The organism is Citrobacter sp. wls829 (assembly GCF_005280825.1).
Classification (GTDB): Bacteria; Pseudomonadota; Gammaproteobacteria; order Enterobacterales; family Enterobacteriaceae; genus Citrobacter; species Citrobacter gillenii.
In genome coordinates, this window is the sequence record NZ_SZWP01000077.1 from 12,447 (window position 1) to 38,842 (window position 26,396).

General features: G+C 54.2%; 26 protein-coding genes. 5 read left to right on the forward strand and 21 right to left on the reverse strand.

The window, feature by feature from the left end; translation table 11 throughout:
• Window positions 1-2: 2 nt before the first annotated feature.
• From tatB to udp, 7 genes are all read right to left on the reverse strand, one after another.
• Window positions 3-551, reverse strand: coding sequence for a Sec-independent protein translocase protein TatB (gene tatB, locus FDW88_RS17515; protein ID WP_096758906.1), 549 nt, complete (start codon window positions 549-551; stop codon window positions 3-5).
• A 3-nt stretch (window positions 552-554) separates the two neighbouring features.
• Window positions 555-809: a Sec-independent protein translocase subunit TatA gene (gene tatA, locus FDW88_RS17520; RefSeq protein ID WP_096758907.1), complete on the reverse strand. Its 255-nt coding sequence runs from the start codon at window positions 807-809 to the stop codon at window positions 555-557.
• A gap of 78 nt (window positions 810-887) precedes the next feature.
• Window positions 888-2,528: a ubiquinone biosynthesis regulatory protein kinase UbiB gene (ubiB, locus tag FDW88_RS17525; protein ID WP_115259832.1), complete on the reverse strand. Its 1,641-nt coding sequence runs from the start codon at window positions 2,526-2,528 to the stop codon at window positions 888-890.
• Window positions 2,525-3,130, reverse strand: a complete 606-nt coding sequence (gene ubiJ / locus FDW88_RS17530; RefSeq protein WP_137363061.1) for a ubiquinone biosynthesis protein UbiJ — start codon at window positions 3,128-3,130, stop codon at window positions 2,525-2,527. Before ubiJ ends, ubiB begins: the two co-directional genes overlap by 4 nt.
• A 13-nt stretch (window positions 3,131-3,143) precedes the next feature.
• Entirely contained in the window at window positions 3,144-3,899 is a 756-nt protein-coding gene (gene ubiE / locus FDW88_RS17535; protein ID WP_096758910.1) for a bifunctional demethylmenaquinone methyltransferase/2-methoxy-6-polyprenyl-1,4-benzoquinol methylase UbiE, read from the reverse strand.
• 94 nt (window positions 3,900-3,993) lie between these two features.
• Entirely contained in the window at window positions 3,994-5,424 is a 1,431-nt protein-coding gene (gene rmuC, locus FDW88_RS17540; protein WP_115259834.1) for a DNA recombination protein RmuC, read from the reverse strand.
• A 141-nt stretch (window positions 5,425-5,565) separates the two neighbouring features.
• Window positions 5,566-6,327 carry a uridine phosphorylase gene (gene udp / locus FDW88_RS17545; RefSeq protein ID WP_003828923.1) on the reverse strand — a complete coding sequence of 254 codons (762 nt, stop codon included), beginning with the start codon at window positions 6,325-6,327 and terminating at the stop codon, window positions 5,566-5,568.
• A 265-nt stretch (window positions 6,328-6,592) separates the two neighbouring features.
• Here udp and FDW88_RS17550 point away from each other — a divergent pair, with 265 nt between their 5' ends.
• Window positions 6,593-7,402 carry a dienelactone hydrolase family protein gene (locus FDW88_RS17550; protein WP_115259835.1) on the forward strand — a complete coding sequence of 270 codons (810 nt, stop codon included), beginning with the start codon at window positions 6,593-6,595 and terminating at the stop codon, window positions 7,400-7,402.
• A gap of 103 nt (window positions 7,403-7,505) precedes the next feature.
• Here the strand turns inward: FDW88_RS17550 and metE are convergent, their stop codons facing one another.
• Window positions 7,506-9,767 (reverse strand): 5-methyltetrahydropteroyltriglutamate--homocysteine S-methyltransferase, encoded by a 2,262-nt coding sequence (metE, locus tag FDW88_RS17555; RefSeq protein ID WP_135912794.1) that lies wholly within the window; start codon window positions 9,765-9,767, stop codon window positions 7,506-7,508.
• 235 nt (window positions 9,768-10,002) lie between these two features.
• Here metE and metR point away from each other — a divergent pair, with 235 nt between their 5' ends.
• On the forward strand, window positions 10,003-10,941 hold the full coding sequence (metR, locus tag FDW88_RS17560; RefSeq protein WP_115259837.1) for an HTH-type transcriptional regulator MetR: 939 nt from the start codon (window positions 10,003-10,005) through the stop codon (window positions 10,939-10,941).
• Here the strand turns inward: metR and FDW88_RS17565 are convergent.
• The 3 genes from FDW88_RS17565 to pldB form a co-directional block, all read right to left on the reverse strand.
• A complete protein-coding gene (locus tag FDW88_RS17565) occupies window positions 10,844-11,743 on the reverse strand; it encodes a carboxylate/amino acid/amine transporter (RefSeq protein WP_115259838.1) in 900 nt (299 codons plus the stop codon). The genes metR and FDW88_RS17565 overlap by 98 nt on opposite strands.
• Window positions 11,744-11,823: 80 nt before the next feature.
• Window positions 11,824-12,624 (reverse strand): sugar/pyridoxal phosphate phosphatase YigL, encoded by an 801-nt coding sequence (gene yigL, locus FDW88_RS17570; protein WP_096758916.1) that lies wholly within the window; start codon window positions 12,622-12,624, stop codon window positions 11,824-11,826.
• 14 nt (window positions 12,625-12,638) lie between these two features.
• The gene (gene pldB, locus FDW88_RS17575) at window positions 12,639-13,655 is read right to left on the reverse strand and encodes a lysophospholipase L2 (protein ID WP_096758917.1); all 1,017 of its coding nucleotides are present in this window, start codon (window positions 13,653-13,655) and stop codon (window positions 12,639-12,641) included.
• 110 nt (window positions 13,656-13,765) lie between these two features.
• Here pldB and rhtB point away from each other — a divergent pair, with 110 nt between their 5' ends.
• The gene (gene rhtB / locus FDW88_RS17580) at window positions 13,766-14,386 is read left to right on the forward strand and encodes a homoserine/homoserine lactone efflux protein (protein ID WP_096758918.1); all 621 of its coding nucleotides are present in this window, start codon (window positions 13,766-13,768) and stop codon (window positions 14,384-14,386) included.
• Between the two features lie 45 nt (window positions 14,387-14,431).
• Here rhtB and rhtC read toward each other — a convergent pair whose 3' ends face one another.
• The 3 genes from rhtC to pldA form a co-directional block, all read right to left on the reverse strand.
• Window positions 14,432-15,052, reverse strand: a complete 621-nt coding sequence (gene rhtC, locus FDW88_RS17585; protein WP_096758919.1) for a threonine export protein RhtC — start codon at window positions 15,050-15,052, stop codon at window positions 14,432-14,434.
• Window positions 15,053-15,115: 63 nt separating this feature from the next.
• A complete protein-coding gene (recQ, locus tag FDW88_RS17590) occupies window positions 15,116-16,945 on the reverse strand; it encodes an ATP-dependent DNA helicase RecQ (protein ID WP_115259840.1) in 1,830 nt (609 codons plus the stop codon).
• A gap of 88 nt (window positions 16,946-17,033) precedes the next feature.
• Window positions 17,034-17,903: a phospholipase A gene (pldA, locus tag FDW88_RS17595; RefSeq protein WP_096758921.1), complete on the reverse strand. Its 870-nt coding sequence runs from the start codon at window positions 17,901-17,903 to the stop codon at window positions 17,034-17,036.
• A gap of 165 nt (window positions 17,904-18,068) precedes the next feature.
• Here pldA and yigI point away from each other — a divergent pair, with 165 nt between their 5' ends.
• Together yigI and rarD are read left to right on the forward strand one after the other, a co-directional pair.
• Window positions 18,069-18,536: an acyl-CoA thioesterase YigI gene (gene yigI / locus FDW88_RS17600; RefSeq protein ID WP_005133301.1), complete on the forward strand. Its 468-nt coding sequence runs from the start codon at window positions 18,069-18,071 to the stop codon at window positions 18,534-18,536.
• 51 nt (window positions 18,537-18,587) lie between these two features.
• Window positions 18,588-19,484 (forward strand): EamA family transporter RarD, encoded by an 897-nt coding sequence (rarD, locus tag FDW88_RS17605; protein ID WP_096758922.1) that lies wholly within the window; start codon window positions 18,588-18,590, stop codon window positions 19,482-19,484.
• Between the two features lie 117 nt (window positions 19,485-19,601).
• On the opposite strand, the gene corA is transcribed toward rarD, so the two are convergent.
• The 7 genes from corA to dapF form a co-directional block, all read right to left on the reverse strand.
• On the reverse strand, window positions 19,602-20,552 hold the full coding sequence (corA, locus tag FDW88_RS17610; protein ID WP_096758923.1) for a magnesium/cobalt transporter CorA: 951 nt from the start codon (window positions 20,550-20,552) through the stop codon (window positions 19,602-19,604).
• 154 nt (window positions 20,553-20,706) lie between these two features.
• Entirely contained in the window at window positions 20,707-20,763 is a 57-nt protein-coding gene (gene ysgD, locus FDW88_RS22590) for a YsgD/CorL family protein (RefSeq protein ID WP_212723238.1), read from the reverse strand.
• 247 nt (window positions 20,764-21,010) lie between these two features.
• Window positions 21,011-23,173: a DNA helicase II gene (gene uvrD / locus FDW88_RS17615; RefSeq protein ID WP_096758924.1), complete on the reverse strand. Its 2,163-nt coding sequence runs from the start codon at window positions 23,171-23,173 to the stop codon at window positions 21,011-21,013.
• Between the two features lie 64 nt (window positions 23,174-23,237).
• Entirely contained in the window at window positions 23,238-23,954 is a 717-nt protein-coding gene (gene yigB / locus FDW88_RS17620) for a 5-amino-6-(5-phospho-D-ribitylamino)uracil phosphatase YigB (protein ID WP_137363062.1), read from the reverse strand.
• Window positions 23,954-24,856, reverse strand: coding sequence for a tyrosine recombinase XerC (gene xerC, locus FDW88_RS17625; RefSeq protein ID WP_115259842.1), 903 nt, complete (start codon window positions 24,854-24,856; stop codon window positions 23,954-23,956). Before xerC ends, yigB begins: the two co-directional genes overlap by 1 nt.
• Complete coding sequence (locus FDW88_RS17630; protein ID WP_115259843.1) at window positions 24,853-25,560, reverse strand: DUF484 domain-containing protein; 708 nt, start codon at window positions 25,558-25,560, stop codon at window positions 24,853-24,855. The genes xerC and FDW88_RS17630 overlap by 4 nt, the downstream gene beginning before the upstream one ends.
• The gene (gene dapF / locus FDW88_RS17635) at window positions 25,557-26,381 is read right to left on the reverse strand and encodes a diaminopimelate epimerase (RefSeq protein WP_003017933.1); all 825 of its coding nucleotides are present in this window, start codon (window positions 26,379-26,381) and stop codon (window positions 25,557-25,559) included. The genes FDW88_RS17630 and dapF overlap by 4 nt, the downstream gene beginning before the upstream one ends.
• Between the last annotated feature and the right edge of the window lie 15 nt (window positions 26,382-26,396).

Genomic DNA, 26,396 nt, shown 5'->3' on the forward strand with positions numbered 1-26,396 from the left:
GTTTACGGTTTATCACTCGACGAGGGGGAGGATTCGACAACAGGCGCGGCGGATTTCTTTTCTGCGTCCATCAACGTTACGGAAGCGGCTTCCGTCGGTTCCGGCGTACTAGCACCCGTGGATTGCGGTTTTTGCTCTGGCGAGCTGGCCTGCGCTTCAGCCGTAGCCGGGGTAACCCCCTCATGCTGCGCTTCGCTCCCTTTCACTACCGGATTATGGATAGTGTGGGCTTCATCGCTGGCTTTCTCAGGGTCGTTAGCGCTGTAAGAACGCTTCATCGACTCCGCAGCTTCACGCAATTCATCCATCGAAGCTTTCAGCTCCGGCGTCAGATTTGTCAGGCTCGCTTTCTCAACTTTCTTCAGGCTGTCCTGAAACTCCTGAAGCTTAAGCTCCTGGGTCAGTTCATTCTGAACCGTCGTTGCAAGAGAGCGCAATGCACGAACCCAACCCGCGACCGTTTTTACCGCCACCGGCAGTCGTTGTGGCCCCAGAACAATGAGGCCAATCACGAACACCAATAGCAGTTCGCTAAAACCGATATCAAACACGGATTATACCTGCTCTTTATCGTGGCTTTTGGCGTCTTCTTTTTTCACTTCACCCTGCTTATCGGTGATGGATTTAGCAGTAAAATCAGCGTCCTGGCTGGTTTTATCTTGCTTAGGTTCATCATCACCCATCGCCTTTTTGAAGCCTTTGATTGACGCGCCAAGATCGGAACCGATGGAGCCGAGTTTCTTGGTGCCGAATAGCAGTACAACGATGACGGCAATGATCAACAACTGCCAGATACTGATACCACCCATACATGTTCCTCTGTTATAGATGATGAATTAATAAGACCGTAGTATACGTTACACGACCTGCCTTGGGCGATGAAAAATTCAGCGCATTTTGCGCCAGCCTATCAGCCAGGCAATGACGCCACCCGCCATTAGCCAGCCAGGCATCAAACCCCACTCAGGACGGCTTACCAGCAAGAATGTCCCACTTAGCAGCAGCGTTGCGCCAATACCCAATAAATAACGGGATTGTCCCTGACGAACATGATTCGCCTGAAGCTCGCGCGCAATCTTATCAACACTGTGTTGTAAATATTTGCCCTGGCGCAAACTGTCATACACAAGTTCAGGTATTTCTGGCATTTTTTCGACCCAGAACGGTGCTTTTTCTTTAAAAGCCCTGACAAGCGCAGGAATACCGACCTGATCTTTAATCCACGACTCCAGAAATGGCTTGGCTGTTTTCCATAAATCTAACTGCGGATACAGCTGTCGACCAACGCCCTCAACATACAACAATGTCTTCTGTAACAGCACCAGTTGCGGCTGGACTTCCATATTAAACCGACGTGCGGTGTTAAACAGGTTCAACAGCACGTGACCAAATGAAATTTCCGACAGCGGTTTTTCAAATATCGGTTCACACACGGTACGAATAGCAAATTCAAATTCTTCGACGTTGGTGTCCGGCGGAACCCAGCCAGAATCTACGTGCAACTCGGCAACCTTGCGGTAGTCGCGGTTAAAGAACGCGATAAAGTTTTCCGCCAGGTAGCGCTTATCTTCTTTATTCAACGAACCGACAATCCCGCAGTCAATGCCAATATATTTCGGGTTCTCAGGGTGTTCATAGCTAACAAAAATATTCCCAGGGTGCATATCCGCATGGAAAAAGCTGTCGCGGAATACCTGAGTAAAGAAGACCTGAACGCCACGCTCAGCCAACAGTTGCATATTGGTGCCGTTCTTCTCAAGCGCGGCAACATCTGAAACAGGGATACCGTAAATACGCTCCATCACCATCATGTTCTGACTGCAATAGTCAGAATACACTTCCGGGATGTACAGCATCGGGCTGTCTTCAAAATTACGCCGCAGCTGAATCGCGTTCGCCGACTCGCGCAGCAGATTCAGCTCATCGATCAGCGTTTTTTCATATTCACGCACCACTTCCGTTGGCCGCAGGCGGCGACCATCCGGCAGCAAGCGAGGCACCCAGCGAGCAAGGCGATAGATCAGTTTTAAATCGGCTCTGATGACCGGCAGAATATCCGGGCGAATGACCTTGATCACGACCTCTTTGCCGTTCGATTTCAGTCGCGCAGTGTGTACCTGTGCAATAGACGCAGATGCCAGCGGGGTGATGTCAAAATCATCAAACCATTCTTCAACAGGGAGTCCGCCCATTGCTTCTTCGATTTGTTGTTTTGCGCGTTGCCCATCGAATGGGGCCACCCGGTCCTGCAGCAGTGCAAGCTGATCGGCGATTTGCGGAGGAAAAAGGTCGCGGCGGGTGGAAAGCATTTGACCAAACTTGATCCACACCGGTCCCAGCTCCTGCAAAGCCAGTCTCAGCCTTTCACCCAGCGGTTTATCTTTATGCCGGTTTGGCATCCAGAACAACGTGTAGCGCCACAACCTAAGCGGCAGCGTAATACGCATTTTGGGGATGAGTTCATCAAGACCGTAGCTTAAGAAAGTGCGAATGATGAAATAAAGGCGCCGTACTTCACCTGGCGTCATTTGGCCTCCAGTTTTTCCAGCCGTTTGGCCAGGGAGTCGACCGCACGCTCAACGGCAGCGGTTTCTTCGGCAAACCATGCAACTTCCAGCGGGCCCGGGGCCATGCGCCACTCTTCGGTGATCGCTTCGGCAACATAACGCTGCTGACGTTGAACGGTACGGCATAAAAACGTAGCCCCACCGCGCAGGGTCTTGCTGATCCCTTCTGCAACAATATCGCCAGTATAAGGGGCAAGCAGTTCTGCGGGATCGAACTCCGCCAGGTCTGCCAGCGCGACAACGTTCTGCACCACTTGAATATCGCCCTGCACTTCCAGCTCGCCGCTGCGGATAAGCGCCGTGAGCTGCTGGCGATCGCGCAATTTTGGTAACACGCTGGCATGCGTGATCACGGTGCAATCAGCTTCGCCTTCCCATGCCCCCAGTACATCAACCTGGCGTTCGCTAAACACCAGGACTAGCGGGGTCGAAAATCCTTTGAGATCTACACGCAGCACCTTGCCCTGCAAACGCGTTCTGGCTGATTTCAGTGCCGGTGAACGATACAGAAAGGTGTTGAACAGATTTTCAACGCCTGCGGTCACTAAGGGTTTAAAAGGCATCCCCGATCTCCTGTCAGAACTTGTAACCACGATGCAGCGCAACAACACCTGCCGTCAGGTTGTAGTAATCAACGCTTTCAAACCCGGCATCTTGCATCATTGCTTTTAACGTGTCCTGATCGGGATGCATACGGATGGACTCCGCCAGATAGCGGTAACTATCGGCATCGCTTGCCACCATTGAACCGATACGCGGCAGAATATGGAAAGAGTATGCGTCATACGCTTTGCTCAGCGGCTCGATAATCGGCTTGGAAAATTCCAACACCAGTAAACGTCCACCAGGCTTCAACACGCGATACATAGAACGCAGTGCTTTGTCTTTATCCGTGACGTTACGCAGGCCGAACGAAATGGTAATGCAGTCAAAGGTGTTGTCCGGGAACGGCAATGCTTCCGCGTTCGCCTGGACATACTCGACGTTGCCAATCACGCCAATGTTGCGCAGTTTTTCGCGACCCATTTTGAGCATTGAGTCATTGATATCCGCCAGAACCACTTTCCCGGTTTCACCGACCATGCGAGAAAATTTCGCCGTCAGATCGCCCGTACCACCGGCTAAATCCAGGACAGTCTGCCCACGGCGCACGCCACTGCAATCAATGGTGAAGCGCTTCCACAAACGATGAATGCCAAATGACATTAAGTCATTCATAACGTCATATTTAGACGCCACAGAATGAAAAACGTGGGCCACCATGTCAGCTTTCTGCTCTTTAGCGACGGTCTGAAAGCCAAAGTGCGTCGTTTCTTGTGAATTATCCACCATCTCAGTGCCTGCTCATCCAAAAAATGTTCGAGAAGTGTAACAGATTGGGCCAATTTGCCCTACCCTTCTACCGGGTTCAACTAACCCAAACGGGCTAGTTTGATTGCTGATTTACCGCCTCTCCATCGGGGTAAGTCTCGTCTTGTTGCGCCTCGGGGACCGAACGTAAACGAAACTCTTCATCCTGGCTCGTGGCTTGTTCAGCCAGTTCAGGATTAATCTCACGCTTAATTTCTACACCCAATCCACGAAACGCTTCTGCCTGAGCCAGAACGTTTCCACGCCCTGAAGACAATTTTTTCATCGCCTGCCGATAGTTATCTTGTGCCTTGTCCAGGCTCTGACCAATTGCCGACATATCATCGACAAACAGCCGCATTTTGTCATAAAGCTTGCTGGCCCGGTCCGCGATCTGCTGCGCATTACGACTTTGATGCTCATACCGCCACAGATTAGCAATGGTGCGCAATGCCACCAACAACGTGGTCGGGCTTACCAGCATAATATTATTTCTGAGTGCTTCTGTAATCAGTTCGGGCTGCCTGTCCAGCGCCAGCAGAAAAGCGGGCTCAACCGGGATAAACATCAGCACATAATCAAGCGTACGTAATCCCGGCAACTGCTGATAGTCTTTGCGGCCCAGCAGACGAATATGGTTACGCACGGAGGCGATATGTTCCTGTAACGCACTTTCGCGGGTGTAGTCATCCTCTGCATTAAAGTAGCGTTCATAGGCCACCAGCGTCATTTTCGCATCGATCACCACGTCTTTGCCCTGCGGCAATCGGACAATAACATCCGGCTGCATCCGCGATCGTGCGTCATTTTCTATGCTGACCTGAGTTTCATATTCATAACCTTCGCGCAGACCGGACGCCTCCAGTACCCGCGTGAGTACGACTTCTCCCCAGTTGCCCTGGGTTTTGTTATCGCCTTTCAGCGCCCGTGTCAGGTTAACCGCTTCTTGCGCCATCTGCGCGTTCAGTTGCTGGAGGTTACGAATTTCGTGCGCCAGGGTATGACGCTCTTGCGCCTCTTTGCCAAAGCTATCCTGCACCTGGCGGCGAAAACCGTCCAGCTGTTCACGTAATGGTGTAAGCAAGCTATTCAGGCTTTGGCGATTTTGCTCATCAACGCGACGATTGCTGTGTTCAAAAATACGGTTTGCCAGGTTTTCGAACTGTTCGCTCAGACGCTGTTCGCTGTTGATCATCTGGCGGATTTTATCTTCCGCATGCTGTTGCGTCGCGTCGAGTCGCGTGGTGACTTCCCGGAGATCGGCTTCCAGAGAGGTGTTAATACTCTGCAGGCTGCGAAGTTCGTTGTTGAGTAGCTCGCACTCGTCGCGCCAGTGGGCTTCCTGCGCCAGCTGTTGACGTGCGGCGCTTAGCGCAATATCCAGTTCACGCCGTTCTTCGATAAGATCCGCGCGGATTTGGTCGGCACGCGCTTTGGTCGCCAGCCAGCCCACAAGCAGCCCTGCAGCTAACGCCACGACGGCACTTATCATTATCGAAATATCCACTACGCCCCCCTTACAGCAACGACTTACCCGCACAAAATAGAATTGTGCTGTATAAACGTCCAGTTTAAAAGGAATTTCCTGCGAGGTACTGCGCAAAATAAAAAGGCCGAACATGTCGGCCTTTTCAGAAAGGAGAGAAAATTACAGCAGGCGACGTGCAGCCTCTACCACGATTTTCACCGCGTGGCTTTCCGTTTGCTTCATGGTTTCAGCATTCGGGATTTCTTGCTGAGTACGGTTAACGATAACACCCGCAACCATACCGGCACGCAGACCCTGGCTTGCACACATGGTCAGCAGCGTAGCGGATTCCATTTCGTAGTTCATGACGCCCATGGACTGCCACTCTTCCATCGAGCCTTTGAAACGGCTCACCACGCGACCAGAGAAGGTGTCATAACGCTCCTGGCCTGGGTAGAAGGTATCTGAAGAGGCGGTCACGCCGACGTGGGTAGTCGCGCCAATAGATTTCGCGGCTTCCACCAGCGCGGTGGTGCATTCGAAATCGGCAACAGCCGGAAATTCCATCGGTGCAAAGTGCAGGCTCGCCCCGTCCAGACGGACAGACGCGGTGGTAACCAGCACGTCGCCCACGTTGATATGCGGCTGAATAGCGCCGGTCGTACCGATACGCAGGAAGGTACGAATGCCCAGTTGCGCCAGTTCTTCTACGGCGATAGAGGTCGACGGACCGCCGATACCGGTAGAGCAGACAATCACAGCTTTACCATCCAGCTCAGCACGCCAGGTAGTGAACTCGCGATGAGATGCCAGCTTAACCGGCTTGTCCATCAGCGCGGCGATCTTTTCCACACGCTCAGGGTCGCCAGGGACGATAGCAAGCGTAGCCCCTTGTAAATCGTTCTTGGTGAGGCCGAGATGAAAAACATCAGACTTAGACATAAAAACTCCTCTGTGAATCGGTTTTGTCAGAAGAAGCAAAAACACACTTTACCGAAGGCATAAACATATTTTCGTGACAGTCATCACTTTGATGTAAATCAATTGCATTTCATTACCGTCAAATAGTGATGAACATCACATTAACTGTTCGATACAGGCAAGCCTTGCACAAAAGATAGACCGTTTAAGGCAATGTGGTTCGTTGCACGCGTCTATAGTTAATGATGCGCTATTTGGCTAAATACTTAAGGGTACGGAGAATACCATGGCAACAACACGACAATCTGGCTTTGCACCTGCAGTATCCCCACCCGCAGCAACGGCGGTTCACACCCCGGATAACGAAATCATCGCGGGAATAACGTCGATTCCGTCTCAAGGCGATGATATGCCTGCGTATCATGCACGCCCGAAGCACAGCGAAGGTCCGCTACCGGTTGTTATCGTCGTGCAGGAAATTTTTGGCGTTCATGAACACATCCGTGATATTTGTCGCCGCCTGGCGCTGGAAGGGTATCTGGCTGTCGCTCCAGAGCTTTACTTTCGCGAGGGCGATCCGAATGATTTTGCCGATATTTCAACGCTGTTAAGCGGCCTGGTGGCCAAAGTCCCGGACTCTCAGGTTCTGGCCGATCTGGACCACGTCGCCAGTTGGGCCTCACGCAACGGTGGTGACGCACACCGACTGATGATCACTGGTTTTTGCTGGGGTGGACGCATCACCTGGCTGTATGCCGCACACAACCCGCAGTTAAAAGCGGCAGTGGCATGGTATGGCAAACTGGTCGGCGACAAAACGCTGAACTCGCCCAGGCATCCTGTCGATATCGCTACCGATCTTAACGCCCCCGTGTTGGGGCTTTATGGCGCGCAGGACACCAGTATTTCGCAGGAAAGCGTGGAAACCATGCGTCAGGCATTGCGCGCGGCGAATGCCAAAGCAGAAATCGTGGTGTATCCCGATGCCGGGCATGCTTTTAACGCGGATTATCGCCCGAGCTATCACGAAGAGTCCGCCAATGACGGCTGGCAAAGAATGCTGGCGTGGTTTGCGCAATATGGTGGGAAGAAATAAATGTTAATCGCCCGGTGGCGGCTACGCCTTACCGGGCTTACAACGACTTGCACGTTCCTGTTGGCCGGGTAAGCGTTAACGCCCCCGGCGATCGGGCACCTAATTAAGCCTGACGCAGGTTCTGCGCCGCTTTCACCATGTTCGCCAGCGCTGCGCGGGTTTCCGGCCAGCCACGCGTCTTCAGCCCACAGTCCGGGTTCACCCACAGACGCTCAGCCGGGATACGCTGTTCCGCTTTCTTCAGCAGGGCTTCAATCCATTCCACGCTTGGCACATTTGGCGAGTGAATGTCGTATACGCCCGGCCCGATTTCGTTCGGGTAGTCGAACTCTTCGAACGACTCCAGTAGCTCCATGTCGGAACGCGAGGTTTCAATGGTGATCACGTCGGCATCAAGCGCAGCGATGGAATCCATGATGTCGTTGAACTCGCAGTAACACATGTGGGTATGGATCTGCGTTTCGTCCTTCGCCACCGCGGCGTTGATACGGAAGGCCTCGACACCCCATTCCAGATACGCCGCCCAGTCGCTACGACGCAGCGGCAGACCTTCACGCAGCGCCGGTTCATCAATCTGGATGATGCCAATACCGGCGGCTTCCAGATCGGCGACTTCGTCACGCAGTGCCAGCGCAATCTGCTTAGCGATGGTTTCGCGGGTCACATCTTCGCGCGGGAATGACCAGCAAAGAATGGTCACCGGGCCTGTCAGCATGCCTTTGACCGGTTTGTCAGTCAGCGACTGGGCGTATTTTGCCCACTCAACGGTAATCGCTTCCGGACGACTCACGTCACCAATCACTACCGGCGGCTTCACGCAGCGGGAGCCGTAGCTCTGTACCCAACCATTCTGAGTAAAGACAAAACCGTCCAGATGCTCGCCAAAGTATTCAACCATGTCGTTACGCTCGGCTTCGCCGTGTACCAGCACGTCCAGGCCTAAACGTTCCTGCTCAGCGATCGCCTGTTTGATGTGCTCGGCGATACCGGTGCGATAGTTGCCCGCATCCAGGTTACCCTTTTTAAAATCCAGACGCAGGCCGCGGATTTCCGTAGTTTGCGGGAAGGAACCGATAGTGGTGGTCGGCCACGCTGGCAGGTTAAAGCGCGCACGCTGGGCTTCGGCACGTACCGGGTAAGCGTGAGTACGCTGGCTGTCCTGCGCGGTGATAGCCGCCAGACGTTTTTCCACTGCCGCATTGTGGACGCGGGTTGACTGACGACGCGCCTGAATTGGCGCACTCCACGCGACCAGTGCAGTAGTATCACCGCTGTTCAGCGCATCACGCAGCAGCGCCAGTTCACCGCACTTTTGCAGGGCGAAGGCAAACCAGCTTTTCACTTCGGCATCCAGGCGGGTTTCGACACTCAGATCGATAGGACTGTGCAGCAGGGAGCAGGAGGAGGCGACCCACAGCTCACGTTTCCCGACAATGTCTTTAATCTGTGCATATTTCTCGGTCAGATCGGCGCGCCAGACGTTACGGCCGTTAATCAGGCCTGCGGAGAGCAGCCAGTTAGCGGGCAAACGCGAGTGCAACTCGGCTACGTCATCTTTACCATGAACCAGATCCACGTGCAGACCCTGTACCGGCAGCGCGGTGATGGTATCCAGATTCGGCGTCACGCCTTCGAAATAGGTAGTCAGTAGCAGCTTCACCTGCCCGGTCAGCGCATCGTACGCCGGTTTAAAGGCGTTCAGCCATTCCTGGGGCAACTCCAGCACCAGCGCAGGTTCATCAATCTGTACCCACTCAACACCGCGTTTAGCCAGCTCAGCCAGCACCTGCTGGTAAACCGGCAGGATGTCGTTCAGCAGACTCAGGCGATCAAACTGCTCACCCTTCACTTTCCCCAGCCACAGGTAGGTGACCGGACCCAGCAGGACGGGCTTCACTTTGTGGCCCAGCGCCAGCGCTTCGTCCACTTCATCCAGCAGTTGAGTCCAGGTCAGTTTGAACTGCTGACCTTTGGTAAATTCAGGCACCATGTAGTGATAGTTGGTATTAAACCATTTGGTCATTTCTGCCGCTGCCGCCGGTTCACCGGTCGGTGCGCGACCACGGCCAATGCGGAATAAGGTGTCGATATCGACAGAGCCATCATTGTTCTGATGACGGGCCGGAACGTTACCCAGCAGCAAACTGGTGGTCAGCACATGATCGTACCAGGCGAAATCGCCCACTGGCAGCAGGTCAACGCCAGCTTGCTTTTGTTGATCCCAGTGACGAGCGCGCAATTCGCGACCCGTTGCCAGCAATTCTTCACGAGAGGCGTTACCCGCCCAGTAGCTTTCTTGCGCTTTTTTCAACTCGCGACGCAGGCCAACGCGAGGGAAACCGAGGGTGTGATTCAATATTGTCATTTTTCTTCCTCTAATTATATGTAAATCCTATGGATTTTGAATTTAGGGAAGGCGGCAAGTTTGCTCATCCCCAGGAGCTTACTGAAGTAAGTGACTGGGGTGGGGAAACGAAGCCAACGCACCATAAATTTAAAAGACGAAGGATTTTAGCCGTCCAGATGTTTACACATCCATAATTGGCGGTTACTGTATATTCCTCAAGCGCAATTTATTCATGCCGAAGTGAAGGACTTTCATGATCGAGATTAAGCATCTGAAAACGCTACAGGCGTTGCGGAACAGTGGGTCGCTGGCAGGCGCAGCAGCGACGTTGCATCAGACCCAATCCGCCCTGTCTCACCAGTTCAGCGATCTGGAACAACGCCTCGGCTTTCGGCTATTTGTGCGTAAAAGCCAGCCGCTACGTTTTACGCCACAGGGTGAAATTTTGTTGCAGTTGGCCAATCAGGTGTTGCCACAAATCGGTCGCGCGCTTCAGGCATGCAACGAACCGCAGCAAACCCGGCTGCGCATCGCCATTGAATGTCACAGCTGTATTCAGTGGCTGACCCCCGCGCTGGAGAATTTCCGTGCTAACTGGCCACAGGTAGAGATGGATTTTAAATCCGGCGTGACTTTCGATCCGCAACCAGCCCTGCAGCAGGATGAGCTGGACCTGGTGATGACATCCGACATTCTGCCGCGCAGCGGCCTGCACTATTCACCGATGTTTGATTTTGAAGTCCGTCTGATACTGGCGCCCGATCACCCACTGGCCAGCAAAACGCAGGTAACGCCGGAAGATTTAGCCAGCGAAACCCTGTTGATTTATCCTGTACAGCGCAGCCGACTGGATGTCTGGCGGCATTTCCTGCAGCCTGCTGGCGTTAGCCCGTCGCTGAAGAGCGTGGATAACACCCTGCTGCTGATCCAGATGGTCGCCGCCAGAATGGGTATTGCAGCGCTGCCGCACTGGGTAGTGGAGAGTTTTGAACGCCAGGGCCTGGTAGTGACCAAAACCCTGGGTGATGGATTGTGGAGCCGACTGTACGCCGCTGTGCGCGATGGCGAGCAGCGTCAGCCGGTCACGGAAGCATTTATTCGCTCAGCGCGGAATCACGCCTGCGATCACCTGCCGTTTGTGCGGAGTGCGGAGCGACCCACTTTCGATGCACCCACAGTGAGGCCACTATAACAGCCGCACCAATGATGAAGCTTGGCCAGTGAGGCTGCTGGTGCCAGATGGCCAGATTAACCAACAGCCCCGCAGGCACATGCATATTGTTCATGATACCCAGTGTGCCTGCATCTACCTGCGTCGCGCCGTAGTTCCACATAAAGTAACCGATGCCCGATGCTGCCACGCCAAGGAACACCAGAATCCCCCACTGCAGCGAAGTTTCAGGCATTTTTTGCGCATTCCCTACTATAAGCCAGGCAACGACCGCCACCAGTAATGCCCCCATATAAAACCAGGCAAAGGCGTTGTGTTGCGGCATGGGACGGGTTTCCATCAGACGCTTATAGCCCACCATGCCGATGGCAAAGCTGATGTTGGAAAGCTGTACCAGCAGCAGACCGGTCCAGAAATGACTGGTCACCTGATCGTAACGAATGATCCCCGCCCCAATCACCGCCAGCAGTGCGCTAAACGCGTAGCTCCAGCGTAAACGGCGTCGGCTCATCAGGTCATAAATCAGTGTGATATAGAGCGGTGTCAGGACGGTAAATAACAGCAGCTCGGAAACCGTCAGGTACAAATAAGCACGGAAACTCAGCATATACATGATGCCAAGCTGCATGGCACCCACCAGCATGTACAGACCAATAGTCTTTACGCTGTGGCCGCGGGTACGCAGAAATGGCAGGAACACCAGCGCAGCCAGTCCGACCCGCACCAGCACGGCAAAATAGCTATCGACATGACCAGCAAGGTACTCGCCAAACAGGCTAAAGGAAAAGGCCCACAGAATAGTGGTAATGATGAGTAGCGCCACAATAGATGTCTCTGAACAAAAGATACACCCATTGTAGCGAAGTTCACGGTTGACAACTGACTAACTAATGAGCGGTTCCGTTACTGTAAAAACAGTTCTCGCAGATAATGCGGCACAGCATCGTCGGCATTAAGCCCAATCACGTCCAGCTCCGGGTGCAGATCCTTCAGGCGCTGATGTGCATTACCCATAATGCAGCCTTTTCCCGCCATCGATAGCATTTCGGCGTCATTCATGCCGTCACCAAAGGCGATACAGTCTTTCAGGCTGAAGCCCATCGCTTTTGCCACCGCTTCCAGCGCATGGCCTTTTGATACGCCACCCGCCATCACTTCCAGACAGGTCAGCGTGGAGAAACTGACGTTCACACGATCACCCCAACGGGCGTTAATCGCCTGCTCCAGCGGCAGCAGGATTTCGTGAGAGTCGGTGGTGAAAAACACTTTACTGACGCCTTCCGGCTCCAGCAGCGCAGGTTCAAACAGTGAGTAGTTAAACACCGCTTCTTTAAAGAAACGCATTTCATCCGGGCGATGGCGGTTCATAAACCACTCATCGTCGCGATACACGTTGGTCACGATATCCGGGTTCGCATTCACCACACCAAACAGATCGCTGGCAATGTCGCGATCCAGGTTATGCGAGAACACAAGATTCCCGTCAGTATCATGTACGCGCGCACCGTTGGAGGTGATCATGTAGGACTTAATGCCGAGATTGTCGCGAATTTGCCCTACATCAATATGATGACGGCCGGTCGCAAACACAAAATTCACACCACGAGCCGTCAGCAGTTTCAGCGTCTCTTTGGCATACGGGGACAGGGTATGGTCGGGGGAAAGCAGCGTACCGTCTAAATCAGATGCAACTACCTGATACATAAAAAATTAAACCTCTAAGCAAAGCGGTGTCCGCTGGATGAGTTATGCCTGTCGAAAAATTCAACAATGGCGTTGAGCGCGACTGAGCGCATTGCGTCCTTTTCAAAAAGGATCTCATGGTAGGCGCCTTTTATGACCAGCGGTTGACCTCCTTCTACAGGATGGCCCGCTGCAGCGCGGAGTTCACAAAAACGATAGTGCATGCGGTTATCCACCACACGCTCTTCTTCAGCCTGAATAAGCAACGTCGGGGTCGCATCATCTCCGGCCCCGGCCAACACCTGCTCACCCGCCAGAATGCCTTCACGCACCCAATGATAGGTCGGGCCGCCTACGCGCAACTGCGGATCATCAGCATAGAAGCGCAGATTACGCCGATAGCGCTGTCGGCTATGGGTGAGCGCATTCATCCCAAACGGCAACGCCCGCCAGCGACCGGTCCCCATGGCATAGCCTTCGCGAATGCGCGGATACCCTTCAGCCCAGTCAAGAATATGGCGCACCATCCAGTCAGGAAAGCGCATCACGATCCCGAACATCGGTGCGCTGAGGGCAATAGCATCACACTGATTAGGGTGGCGCTGCAGGAACAGCGTGGCAATAGCGCCTCCCATGGAATGCGCCAGTATATAGCGTTTTCTCCATGGACCTGGCTGCACTTCCTGCTGCCAGAAGGCGGTCAAATCGTCGACATAGTCATTAAAGTTATCCACATGGCCACGGTGCGGATCCGAGAGCATCCGCCCGGAACGCCCCTGGCCACGATGGTCGATAATGAGGACGTCAAAACCAGAATAAAACAGGTCATACGCCAGTTCAGCGTATTTTACGTAGCTTTCTATGCGCCCGGGACAAACGACGATGACGCGATCGTTTTTTTCTGCACGAAAGCGAACAAAGCGTACGGGAACATTATCTACGCCAGTGAATTCCGCTTCCTCCCGCTGACGCCAGAAATCTGTCAGTGGCCCCATGGAAAAAGCGGCAAACGCGTTTTCTCTTGTTTCCCAGTCTTTTTGCTGCTGAAACATCGGGTATCCAGCCTCGTTGACCAAGTAAAATCGTTTTTTTTGCCGAGCCTGTTACAACGCATCGGCAGTAGCGTATTGTGGCATAAAAATAGACAAGTCGGGAGTTTCTCATGACCTTTGAATGGTGGTTCGCCTACCTGCTGACGTCCATTGTTTTGAGCTTGTCGCCAGGTTCAGGGGCGATCAACACCATGACAACCGCCATCAGCCATGGTTATCGGGGAGCAGCGGCGTCGATTGCCGGTTTGCAGACCGGGCTTGGCATTCATATCGTGCTGGTCGGTGTTGGGCTAGGAACGCTATTCTCACGGTCAGTGATCGCCTTTGAGGTACTGAAGTGGGCGGGGGCAGCCTATCTTATCTGGTTGGGCATTCAGCAATGGCGCGCGGCGGGTGCCATCGACCTGAACACCATCGCCAATACGCAATCACGCAGTCGCCTGTTCAAGCGCGCCGTCTTCGTCAACCTGACCAACCCAAAGAGCATTGTATTTCTCGCCGCCCTGTTCCCGCAGTTCATCATGCCGCAGGAGCCGCAGTTGATGCAGTACGTGGTGCTGGGCGTGACCACCATCGTGGTCGATATTATTGTGATGATCGGTTATGCGACGCTGGCCACCCGCATTGCAGGCTGGATTAAAGGGCCAAAGCAAATGAAGGCGCTGAACAAAGTGTTTGGTTCGCTGTTTATGCTGATAGGTGCCCTGCTGGCGTCAGCACGGCATGCCTGAGATCAGTGCCGGATGACGCTACCGCTTATCCGGCCTACTGGTAAGTTAACGCGAAATAATCAGATGAATGCCGAAGCCCGCGAATAACGCGCCGGCAAAGCCGTCAATCCACTTCGCCAGACGCTGATAGCCACGACGCATTTTCGGCAGTGCAAACAGGCTGGCAACCACGGTAAACCACGCCAGCGTCTCGACGATAATCAGCGCGAAAATACCCCAACGGGCAGCGGTACCGACGTTGTCGCCGACAAACAGCGAAAAGACGGAGCCAAAATAGATAATGGCTTTGGGATTCGCCAGGTTGGTCAACAGACCTTTTAAAAAACTGCGTCCGCTCTGCGCCAGCTCAACCTGCGGCGCGGGTGCCGCAACGTCCTGTTTTTTAAACGCGCCGCGCAGCATCTGATACCCCATCCAGCACAGATACAGACCACCGCCGACCATAATAATAGTGTGCAGCCAGGCCATTTTTTCGATGATCAGATGCAGACCGAGCAGTGCCACGCCCGCCCAGACCATGACGCCGCAGGTAATACCCAGCACACCCATCATCGCCTCTTTGCGCGAGCGGCTAACGGCCGTTTGCGAAACAAAGAAAAAATCGGGGCCAGGACTCATCAGCGCTACGATGTGTACCAACGCAACAGTAAAAAATAGCGTTAACATAAAAATGACTCGCGGGGAAATAGTTCAGAGAGTCACCATCCTGGCACTTTTTTGCCTGGCTGACTACTCTTCGTCGTCACCATCAACATGTGCGCGGATAAGTGCCATAAACTCTTTGCCAAAACGCTCAAGTTTACGCATTCCCACGCCGTTGACGCTCAGCATTTCGCTCGGTGACACCGGCATTTGCTCGGCCATTTCAATCAGCGTGGCGTCGTTAAAGACCACATACGGCGGGATATTCTCTTCATCGGCAATGGCCTTACGCAGCTTACGCAGTTTGGCAAACAGCTTACGATCGTAGTTACCGCCAAAGGATTTCTGCATTGCGCGTGGTTTAAGCGCCACAATACGCGGCACGGCAAGCTGTAGCGGCACAACGCCGCGCAGTACCGGACGCGCAGCTTCGGTTAACTGCAACGCGGAGTGGTGGGCAATATTCTGCGTCACCAGTCCGAGGTGAATCAGCTGGCGAATGACGCTAACCCAATGTTCGTGGCTCTGTTCACGACCAATACCGTAGACCGGCAGCTTGTCATGCGCCATCTCACGAATGCGCTGGTTATTCGCCCCGCGCAGAACCTCGACGACATAGCCCATACCAAAACGTTGGTTAACGCGGTAGATCGTCGACAGCGCTTTACGCGCATCCATTAAGCCGTCGTACTGTTTTGGCGGATCGAGACAAATATCGCAGTTGCCGCACGGCTCCTGACGCCCTTCGCCAAAATAGTTCAACAGCACCAGACGGCGACAGGTTTGCGCCTCGGCAAAGGCCCCCATCGCATTGAGCTTGTGACGCTCGATATCCAGCAGCTGTCCGGCGGGTTTCTCTTCGAGACAACGGCGGAGCCACGCCATATCGGCCGGATCGTAAAACAGCATCGCTTCTGCGGGCAGGCCATCACGCCCGGCACGCCCAGTTTCCTGATAGTAGGACTCGATATTACGCGGGATATCAAAATGCACCACGAAGCGCACGTTGGGTTTGTTAATTCCCATGCCAAACGCCACGGTCGCAACAACGATTTGCAGGTCGTCGCGCTGGAATTTCTCCTGCACGTCGGCGCGCACGTTGTTGTCCAACCCGGCATGATAGGCCCCAGCGCTGATCCCACGGCTTTGCAGACGCGCCGCGGTGTCTTCAACCTTCGCGCGGCTGTTACAGTAAATAATGCCGGACTTTCCGCGTTGTTCCTGCACGTAGCGCATCAGCTGATCGAGCGGCTTAAACTTCTCCATTAGCATGTAGCGGATATTGGGACGGTCAAAGCTGCTGATCTGAATGAGGGGATCGTTAAGCCCGAGCAGACGCACAATATCCAGCCGGGTGGTGTCATCGGCGGTGGCCGTGAGCGCCACAAACGGCAGCGCAGGGAAACGCTGACGCAGCTGACCCAGCGCGGCATATTCCGGGCGGAAATCATGCCCCCACTGGGAAATACAGTGCGCTTCATCTACCGCCAGCAGTACCGGGTTCCAGTGCGCCAGATTATCAAGGAAGTTATCCAGCATCAGGCGCTCGGGCGCAATGTACAGCAGGCGGATTTGCCCGCTACGGCAGCCTGCCATCACCTCTTGCTGCTGTTCACGGCTCTGGGTGGAGTTCAGACACGCCGCCGCTACACCGTTTGCCAGCAGCTGATCGACCTGGTCTTTCATCAGGGAAATCAGCGGCGAGACAACAACGGTGAGGCCGTTCAGCAATAATGCGGGAATTTGATAACACAGGGATTTACCACCACCGGTTGGCATAACGACCAGGCAGTCGCGGCCAGAGAGCACGGTGTCGATGATTTCTTCCTGACCAGGGCGAAACTGTTGGTAGCCAAAGGTTTCCTGCAAAACCTGTTTAGCGCCCATTTCCAGATTCAACACTTCCGCCTGCGCCACATTAACCCCGTTAACCTTAAATAAAAACAGGCGCTATTTTCAGCGCCTGAGAGAGAAACTGCAATGATTAAAATACTCTCAATGCCGATCAGAAGATATCGTTGAGCATTACGCCCACGCCAACGCGCGTCTGATTAAAGTTATAGTCAATCAGCGACTCGCCATAACCACTGTAGACCTGGGTATAAAGACGAACATGTTTGGTGATGGGGTAGCTGACACCCAACTCAGCGCCGCCGTAGCCGGTATTCCAGTTGTACTGACCTTTCGCGCTTAACACGGCGTCACCGAGGTGGTAACCCAGTTTGAGCTGATAGTAGCCCATATATTTAGTGATATCAGGGTTATCGTCAGTGCTGCCGATGACGTACCACGGCTTCACTTCTACCAGCCAGTTACCGTTTTCTGCCATCAGGCGGGTATACAGGCGGTTCCAGCTGCGCGAGGTCGGTTCGGAACGACCGTTAGAGTCGTGGTTGTATCCCATTTCCACATCACGTAGCGTCCAGCCGGCAACGCGGTAATCGGTGGCAAAACCGAGGAACAGTTGTGGTTCGTAGTTAGTTTCGCGAAACGGTGCCGATTCTTCGCTATTAGAAAGCTGCCACCAGGATTTCTGGGTATAGGAACCACCAAGCACGGAGTTCGGGCCTAAAATCCCGCGCCACAGCGGAAACGCCAGGCTCAGCTGAAACTTCACCTCATCTTTACGCGCATTTTCAGACCAGCTATAGCTGCTGATGGCCTCTTTATTCATGTCGCTGGTATTGGTGTAGATGAGGTAGTTGGTGTCATAAGGGTAAAGCGTGAAAGGATTGTCATGCTCTTGCAGCATGTTGGCAATAATACTGCCGCGCACAGCGGGTGCATCATGAATCTCTTTCACTGTCGCTTCCTGCGCATACACGGTCAACGGCAGCATAACTGCTGGTAGTAACCATCCCAGAATCGCCCGCATCGGTCATGTTCTCCTGAACTAAAATATTGATGAATTGTAAGATTTTATTGATAGCATTTTACATACTTAGTGCGCTCTTCGTTAGTTATCCCGTCCCAAAGTAGAAAACAACAATTAAGAAGCATAATATCAACACCTCATTAACTATCGAGAGTTAGGGATTGTATGTCTGCCGTACTGACTGCTGAGCAAGCACTGAAATTAGTGGGCGAAATGTTTGTCTACCATATGCCGTTTAACCGGGCGCTGGGGCTGGAGCTGGAACGTTACGAAAAAGAGTTTGCCCAACTGGCCTTTAATAACCAACCGATGATGGTCGGCAACTGGGCGCAAAGCATCCTGCATGGCGGCGTGATTGCCTCAGCATTGGACGTAGCAGCCGGACTGGTGTGCGTGGGCAGTACGCTGACCCGTCATGAAACCATCAGCGAGGACGAGCTGCGCCAGCGGATGTCGCGCATGGGAACCATCGATCTCCGCGTCGATTATCTGCGCCCAGGCAGGGGGAATCGCTTCACGGCTACCAGCAGTTTGCTGCGGGCAGGCAATAAAGTTGCCGTTGCACGCGTGGAGCTGCATAACGAAGAGCAGCTTTATATCGCCAGCGCCACCGCAACGTATATGGTGGGGTAAGCGCCTGAAACAAGGTAAACTGCCGTTACATTTCTGAAATGAGTTTTCCCGATGGATGCTAAGCAAACGCGGCAGGGCGTATTACTCGCTCTTGCTGCCTATTTTATTTGGGGCATTGCACCCGCATATTTCAAGTTGATTTACTACGTCCCCGCAGACGAGATCCTGACGCACCGTGTGATTTGGTCATTTTTCTTTATGGTGGTGCTGATGAGCATCAGCCGCCAATGGTCAGGGGTCAAAACGCTGCTGCAAACGCCAAAGAAGGTTTTCCTGCTGGCGCTTTCCGCGGTGCTCATCGGCGGAAACTGGCTGCTATTCATTTGGGCGGTCAACAACCACCATATGCTGGAAGCCAGCCTCGGCTACTTTATTAACCCCTTGGTGAATATCGTATTGGGCATGATTTTCCTCGGTGAGCGCTTTCGCCGCATGCAGTGGCTGGCCGTGCTGCTTGCCGCCTGCGGCGTGCTGGTACAGTTGTGGACGTTTGGATCACTGCCAATCATTGCGCTGGGACTGGCCTTCAGCTTTGCTTTTTATGGCCTGGTGCGTAAGAAGATCGCCGTCGAGGCGCAAACCGGCATGCTGATCGAAACCTTGTGGCTGTTACCGATTGCGGCAATCTATCTGTTTGGTATTGCCGACAGCCCAACCAGCCATATGGGACAGAACCCCATGTCGCTCAATCTGTTGCTGATTGCAGCAGGGGTCGTGACCACCATTCCACTGCTGTGCTTTACCGGTGCAGCGACCCGTCTGCGTCTGTCCACGCTGGGCTTTTTCCAGTATATCGGGCCGACGCTGATGTTCCTGCTGGCGGTAACATTCTACGGTGAAGTACCGGGCGCAGATAAGATGGTGACGTTCGCCTTTATCTGGGTCGCGCTGGCGATATTCGTGATGGATGCGATTTATACCCTACGCAGAACGCGAAGGGGGCTGTGATTGCGCCTGATGGCACTGATTTTGTAGGCCGGATAAGACGGTTACGTCGCCATCCGGCATCTTTCTGCCTGATGGCGCTGCGCTTATCAGGCCTACGGGAGCGTTAATAATTCTCTGCTACAGCCAGTTCTTGCGCTTAAAGTACAAATACGGCGCCAGGCCCGCGAGCATCATAAAGACAATCGCTCCGGGATAACCGAAGCTCCAGTGCAGTTCCGGCATGAACTCAAAGTTCATGCCGTAGCTGGATGCCACCAGCGTCGGCGGCAGGAACACCACGGAAACCACCGAGAAGATCTTGATGATGCGGTTCTGTTCGATGTTGATAAAGCCCATCGCCGCCTGCATCAGGAAGTTAACCTTCTGGAACAGGGATTCATTGTGCGGCAGCAGGGATTCGATATCGCGCAGGATCTCGCGCGCCTGCTCCAGCTGACCGCCCGGCAGTCGCGCCTTACGCACCAGGAAATTTAATGCGCGCTGGGTATCCATCAGACACAGACGAACTTTCCAGCCGATATCTTCCAGTTCCGCCAGCGTGGAGAGCGCTTCGTCATATTCATCGCCCTGACGCCCTTCCATAATCACGCGGCTGAGTTTTTCCAGATCGCTGTAGATATTCTCTATTTCATCCGCCAGCTGTTCAATTTTCGTTTCGAACAGATCGAGCAGCAGCTCGTAAGCGTTGCCGTCGACCATCGACTGGCTGCGCGCACGCATACGGTACAGGCGAAACGCCGGCAGTTCGCGCTCGCGCAGGGTAAACAGACGACCTTCGCGAATGGTGAATGCCACGGTTGAGTTGCCCGCATGATCGTCGGCATCTTCATAGAAGAAGAAGGAGTGGATGTGCAGGCCGTCTTCGTCTTCAAAAAAACGTGCGGATGCTTCGATGTCTTCCAGTTCAGGGCGCGTAGCCAGGTTCTGGCCCAAGTCCTTTTGCACACGGTTTCGTTCATCGTCATCCGGCTCGACTAAATCGACCCAAACCGAACTGGCGAGATGATCAATTTCATCCGCCTCAAGACGTATTAAACGATTGTTTTCCAGTTGAAATGCGCTCAGCATGACCGGGACTCCCAATGCAAAAAATTATCGGACAGTTCGGTGGGCACACAGAAACAAATTGGGTTTCAGACCATTAAACAGCCTGACTCGGCGCGACGAGAAAAAACAGAAGGTCGCTGACAACCGCGAAGGCTATCAGCAAAAAGGGATAGCCTTAGGAGTTGATCCTGGATGACAGGATAATGAGCCAGTATCTACTGGGTGTGTCCAAGGCGAATGTCCTCTTAGCGTAATCGTGCGCGCATGTTACGCCAGCAAAATTTTGACGTCAACACGCAACAGATGGCGAAAAAGTAATAATTTCCCCTCATGCTGCAAGGTTAGCAGAACGGGGGGATTTATCTATGATTTCAGAATATTAACCGAAAGATTGCCGGATGGTGGCTTCGCCTTATCCGGCCTACAAATCATAATATTAAGCGACATGCAGGCCTGATAAGCGTAGCGCCATCAGGCGATCAAACGGTTTCTAGTCTGGCGTAGGCAGCAACCAGCCATTTGATCCCCTGCCCCTGGAACGCGACCTGCAAACGACTGTGTTCACCGCTACCTTCCAGGTTGACGATGGTGCCCTCGCCAAATTTGGCGTGACGCACACGCTGACCGAGCTTATAGCCGGTGTCGTTCTCCGCCATCGGCGTACCCATCCGTTGATGACTTACCGGACGGCTGACCGTGGCGCGCAGGCGAACCTCTTCCACGCAGGTCTCTGGTAATTCACCAATAAACCGGGATGGACGGTGGTAAACCTCTTTGCCGTACAGGCGACGCGTTTCGGCGTAGGTCAACGTCAGTTTCTGCATCGCACGGGTAACGCCCACATAGGCCAGTCGGCGTTCCTCTTCGAGGCGCCCACCTTCATCGAGTGACATCTGGCTGGGGAACATGCCCTCTTCCATTCCGACGATAAACACCTGCGGGAACTCCAGACCTTTGGCCGAGTGCAAGGTCATTAGCTGGACCGCATCCTGCCAGGTATCCGCCTGCCCTTCGCCCGCTTCCAGCGCCGCGTGGGAGAGGAACGCCTGTAGCGGCATCAAGTCTTCGTCTTCTTCGTTGTAGCTGAACTGGCGCGTTGCCGTCACCAGTTCCTCTAAGTTTTCGATACGCGTCTGGCCCTTCTCACCTTTTTCCTGCTCGTACATCATGCGCAGGCCGGAGTCTTTTATTACCCGGTCGGTCTGCACGTGCAGCGGCATATCGGCGGTTTCCTGCGCCAGTGCGTCGATAAGTTCCATAAAGCGCTGTAGTGCGCTGGCGGCACGCCCGGCCAGGGCTTTTTCCTGCAGCAGTTCACGACACGCCTGCCACATTGTCAGCTGGCGGTCGCGCGAGGTCTGCCGCACCACGTCCAGCGTACGATCGCCGATACCGCGCGTGGGGGTATTCACCACACGCTCGAACGCGGCGTCGTCGTTACGATTAGCTATCAAACGCAGGTAAGAGAGCGCGTCTTTGATTTCCTGACGCTCGAAGAAGCGCATTCCACCGTAAATACGGTACGGCATACTAGCCTGCAACAGCGCTTCTTCCAGCACGCGCGACTGGGCGTTGCTGCGATAAAGAATGGCGCACTGTGTCAACTGACCGCCATTGTCCTGCCAGGCTTTGATGCGGTTAACCACAAAACGCGCTTCATCGAGTTCGTTGAACGCGCAATAGAGTGAGATCGGCTCACCGTCGACGCCCTCGGTCCACAGCTTTTTGCCCAAACGCCCGTTATTGTTTTCAATCAGGGCGTTAGCCGCGCTAAGGATATTGTTGGTCGAGCGGTAGTTCTGCTCCAGACGAATAGTTTCGGCACCGGGGAAGTCGTTGAGGAAGCGCTGGATGTTTTCCACCTGCGCCCCGCGCCAACCGTAGATTGACTGATCATCATCGCCGACGATCATCACCTTGCCGGTGTCACCCGCCAGCAGGCGGATCCAGGCGTACTGGATATTGTTCGTATCCTGGAATTCGTCCACCAGGATGTTGGTAAAACGTTCGCGGTAGTGCTGCAGAATGTGCGGTTTGTTGAGCCACAGTTCATGCGCGCGCAGCAGCAGCTCGGCGAAATCCACCAGCCCGGCGCGATCGCACGCCTCCTGGTAGGCCTGGTAAACCTTCTGCCAGGTTTGCTCGACCGGATTGCCGTAGCTCTGCAAATGGTGCGGGCGCAGCCCTTCGTCTTTCTGGCTGTTGATAAACCACATTGCCTGGCGCGCTGGCCACTGCTTCTCATCGAGGTTCATCGCTTTGATCAGACGCTTCAGCAAACGCAGCTGGTCTTCGCTGTCGAGGATCTGGAAATCCTGCGGCAGGTTGGCATCCATATGGTGCGCACGCAGCAGGCGGTGTGCCAGACCGTGGAAGGTACCGACCCACATACCACCCTGGCTGGTTCCCATGATCTGACCAATACGGTGGCGCATTTCTGCCGCCGCTTTGTTGGTAAAGGTCACGGCCATAATCGAGTATGGCGAGTTGTTTTCAACCGTCAGTAACCAGGCGATGCGGTGTACCAGCACGCGCGTTTTACCACTCCCCGCACCTGCCAGAACCAGCATGTTGCTGCGTGGCGCGGCCACAGCCTGGCGCTGTTCGTCATTGAGGCTATCGAGCAGGTAAGAAACGTCCATTGGCACCGCCGGAATCAACAGGGCCCAGCCGGACCCCTGGGAATTTATACAGAGTTGTTGATGATTATATCAGCGAGGTCAGAGATGCCAACTGTGAAATTTCGATATGCGGCAGTAAACGGCTGTCAGCGATTTGCATAAGGTCGGCATTTTCCGGCTTGATCCAGCAGGCCTGCATGCCACAGCGGATGGCCCCGGCGACATCTGTCGTCAGGTCGTCACCGACGTGCAGGATCTCACCCATGGGCATATTCAGTTTTTCCGCCGCCAGCAAATACATGTCGCTGAACGGTTTTGATCGCCCATCGGGGCCGGCACGCAGCACAAACTCAAAATATTCGCCCAGACCAAACAGCTCCGGCTGCGCGTTACCGTTGGTGATCGCCACCAGCGGCCACTTGCGGGCCAGTACCTTCAACGTGTCATGCGTAGATTGCGGGACGTCGATGCGGCTGCGCCATTTTGCGAAGTTCATCATCGCCGCGTTCGCCCCCATTTTCGCCTCTGCCGCCGACAGGCCAGCCTCCAGCATAGCGCGCTCTACGGCACGATGACGCCATTGGGTGACGTCATGGTAAATATCCGGCTCGGCGTCACGCACAGCCTGGCGCAGGCGCTGCAGGTCGGTATTTTGTAAGGAGCTCAGCGCCGGGTGATAATTTTGCACAAACGCGAGCGCTTCCTGCTCGGTGCGCGTGATAACGGGACGGTTATCGTAAAGGGTGTCATCAAGGTCAAAGGTGAGCGCAGAAATACGCCCCAAAGGCCGGTAAAAACGCATTATTTCCCCCGTTTGGCGCGCGGATGCGCCGCATCGTACACTGAAGCCAGGTGTTGAAAATCAAGATGGGTATAGATTTGCGTGGTAGAGAGGTTGGCGTGTCCCAACAGCTCTTGTACCCCGCGCAGGTCGCCGCTCGACTCCAGCATATGCGTCGCAAACGAGTGGCGCAGTTTATGGGGATGCACATGGCTATTCAGCCCCTGCTTGATACCCCATTCGGCAAAACGTTTCTGCACGTTACGCGCGGAGATACGTTTGCCCAGTTTTGACAGAAAAAGCGCGTCTTCGTCACTGCCGAAAAGCCCGCGCAGATCCAGCCAGTGTTCAATCCAAGCCACCGCATTGCGGCCAATTGGCAGGCGGCGCTCTTTGCTGCCTTTACCCATCACCCACACTTCGCCGGTGTCGAGATCGAGATGTTTAATATCCAGGCCAACCAGTTCCGACAAACGCAGTCCCGCGCCGTACATCACCTCCAGCATAGCCCGGTCGCGCACGGCGAGGGGATCGTTGAGATCGATATCCAGCAGTCGGTTAACGTCATCCACATCAATATTTTTCGGCAGATGCCGCGGTGCCTTCGGCGCAGAAATACCTTTTGCCGGGTTGGCTTTCAGCTCACCCTGATTCACCAGCCAGTCGAAGAAACTGCGTAAGGCGGAGAGGCGCAATGCCAGGCTCGCCGGTCCCAGACCGTTGCGGCGACTGCGCACAGCAACACTGCGCACCCTTGCAGCATCACATTGTTGCCAGCTTTGCAGGCCGGTTTCTTCGGCTATCGCGATGATGGCATCCAGCTGACGCCGATAATTGAGCAACGTGATGGGACTAAGCTGACGCTCCACGCCCAGATAGCGTAAGAAGCGTGCAACGTCCTGAGAAAGCGGTGAGTCGGTCATACGCGTTCAATCCAGCGCTCCAGCAGTTCCGGCAACATCAGCGAGATTTCCTGCAATAGCTGCGTGCCTTGCCCTTGCTGGTAATGATTAACATCACGGCTGCTGAACAGCATGACGCCAAGGGAACCATCTTGCCCCAACATCGACATGGCTACCGAACCAATCGCTTTCGCCTCCGGCATCATCACCAGCAGTTCCGGGCCATTGAGCGGACCCAGATAGTGCTGTGACTGCCCGAGACGCTGAATACGCAGCGGCTCGAATGCCTGACGACTTAATGCCAGATGGGTAAACTTTGAAGGGGCGCCAAGCCGCCAGCGATCCGGGAACAGACGAACCGTCGCGCCAGCCAGCCCCAGCTCACGTGCCCAGCGATGAAATCGCATCAGCATATCGTCGAGGCTGCTGGCCGCCGCCAGCCGTCCTTGCAGATTTAACAGGCGATAAAACAGACTTTCGTTGGCGTTAGCCTGTTCCATCAATAGCGTCATGTTCTCTTCAAGCACGTTGATGTGATTACGCGCTCGAGCCATATGCCATTCAACTAAAGAGATCGTACCCCGCACCGGGTGCGGGACGCGCATCGCTTCAACCGCTTGCGCATTACGGATAAAAAACTCAGGGTGACGTTGTAGATATTCGACGACCGCCCGATCGTCAAGTTCCATGAGCGTTTCCTGTAGTTCTTCCCCTGGTTGCTTCATAGATGAATAAATCCGTCGTAGACATGTGCCGCCGGGCCAGTCATATACAACGGATGACCCGGGCCTTTCCAGGCGATATCAAGGCGACCGCCCGGTAGTTCCACGCGCACTTCTTCTGCCAGCAGGCCCTGCTGAATACCAACAGCGACAGCAGCGCACGCTCCGCTGCCACAGGCCTGCGTTTCACCCGCCCCACGTTCATAGACGCGCAGCCGGATGTGCTCGCGTTTCACCACTTGCATAAATCCAATATTGGCGCGCTCAGGAAAGCGTTCATGGCTTTCCAGAACCGGTCCCAGCGTTTCCACCGTGGCTGTATCCACATCATCAACCTGAATGACGCAGTGTGGATTCCCCATTGATACCACGCCGCACAATACTGTCTGCTCGGCCGCCCGCATAATATAGGTCTTCTCTGCTTTATTGGCGCGAAAAGGCACCTGCGAGGGTTCAAAATTGGGCTCGCCCATATTGACCCGCACCAGCTCATCGTCCGTCACAGTTAATACCATGCGGCCATTCGCCGTACTGACGCGGATATCACGTTTATTGGTCAGCCCTTTCAGGCGTACAAAACGCGCAAAACAACGGGCACCGTTACCGCACTGCGACACTTCGCTACCATCAGCATTAAAGATACGGTAATGGAAATCCAGCTCCGGATCATACGGAGGCTCAACCACCAGCAGCTGATCAAATCCCACACCAAGATGCCTGTCGGCCAGGCGGCGGATCAGCTCAGGTGAAAAAAAGACATTCTGCGTTACCGCGTCGACGACCATAAAATCGTTGCCAAGGCCATGCATTTTAGAGAATTGCATCGTTCACTCCGTTCA

Excerpts from the sequence above, each read along its gene's own strand:
- ubiE (WP_096758910.1), bottom strand. The coding sequence starts at position 3,899 with ATGGTGGATAATTCACAAGAAACGACGCACTTTGGCTTTCAGACCGTC.
- corA (WP_096758923.1), bottom strand. The coding sequence starts at position 20,552 with ATGCTGAGCGCATTTCAACTGGAAAACAATCGTTTAATACGTCTTGAG.
- ubiJ (WP_137363061.1), bottom strand. The coding sequence starts at position 3,130 with ATGCCTTTTAAACCCTTAGTGACCGCAGGCGTTGAAAATCTGTTCAAC.
- ubiB (WP_115259832.1), bottom strand. The coding sequence starts at position 2,528 with ATGACGCCAGGTGAAGTACGGCGCCTTTATTTCATCATTCGCACTTTC.
- metE (WP_135912794.1), bottom strand. The coding sequence starts at position 9,767 with ATGACAATATTGAATCACACCCTCGGTTTCCCTCGCGTTGGCCTGCGT.
- dapF (WP_003017933.1), bottom strand. The coding sequence starts at position 26,381 with ATGCAATTCTCTAAAATGCATGGCCTTGGCAACGATTTTATGGTCGTC.
- yigB (WP_137363062.1), bottom strand. The coding sequence starts at position 23,954 with ATGCGTTTTTACCGGCCTTTGGGGCGTATTTCTGCGCTCACCTTTGAC.
- rhtC (WP_096758919.1), bottom strand. The coding sequence starts at position 15,052 with ATGTTAACGCTATTTTTTACTGTTGCGTTGGTACACATCGTAGCGCTG.
- rarD (WP_096758922.1), top strand. The coding sequence starts at position 18,588 with ATGGATGCTAAGCAAACGCGGCAGGGCGTATTACTCGCTCTTGCTGCC.
- rhtB (WP_096758918.1), top strand. The coding sequence starts at position 13,766 with ATGACCTTTGAATGGTGGTTCGCCTACCTGCTGACGTCCATTGTTTTG.
- tatA (WP_096758907.1), bottom strand. The coding sequence starts at position 809 with ATGGGTGGTATCAGTATCTGGCAGTTGTTGATCATTGCCGTCATCGTT.
- FDW88_RS17630 (WP_115259843.1), bottom strand. The coding sequence starts at position 25,560 with ATGAAGCAACCAGGGGAAGAACTACAGGAAACGCTCATGGAACTTGAC.
- uvrD (WP_096758924.1), bottom strand. The coding sequence starts at position 23,173 with ATGGACGTTTCTTACCTGCTCGATAGCCTCAATGACGAACAGCGCCAG.
- yigI (WP_005133301.1), top strand. The coding sequence starts at position 18,069 with ATGTCTGCCGTACTGACTGCTGAGCAAGCACTGAAATTAGTGGGCGAA.
- udp (WP_003828923.1), bottom strand. The coding sequence starts at position 6,327 with ATGTCTAAGTCTGATGTTTTTCATCTCGGCCTCACCAAGAACGATTTA.
- pldA (WP_096758921.1), bottom strand. The coding sequence starts at position 17,903 with ATGCGGGCGATTCTGGGATGGTTACTACCAGCAGTTATGCTGCCGTTG.
- metR (WP_115259837.1), top strand. The coding sequence starts at position 10,003 with ATGATCGAGATTAAGCATCTGAAAACGCTACAGGCGTTGCGGAACAGT.
- yigL (WP_096758916.1), bottom strand. The coding sequence starts at position 12,624 with ATGTATCAGGTAGTTGCATCTGATTTAGACGGTACGCTGCTTTCCCCC.
- FDW88_RS17550 (WP_115259835.1), top strand. The coding sequence starts at position 6,593 with ATGGCAACAACACGACAATCTGGCTTTGCACCTGCAGTATCCCCACCC.
- xerC (WP_115259842.1), bottom strand. The coding sequence starts at position 24,856 with ATGACCGACTCACCGCTTTCTCAGGACGTTGCACGCTTCTTACGCTAT.
- pldB (WP_096758917.1), bottom strand. The coding sequence starts at position 13,655 with ATGTTTCAGCAGCAAAAAGACTGGGAAACAAGAGAAAACGCGTTTGCC.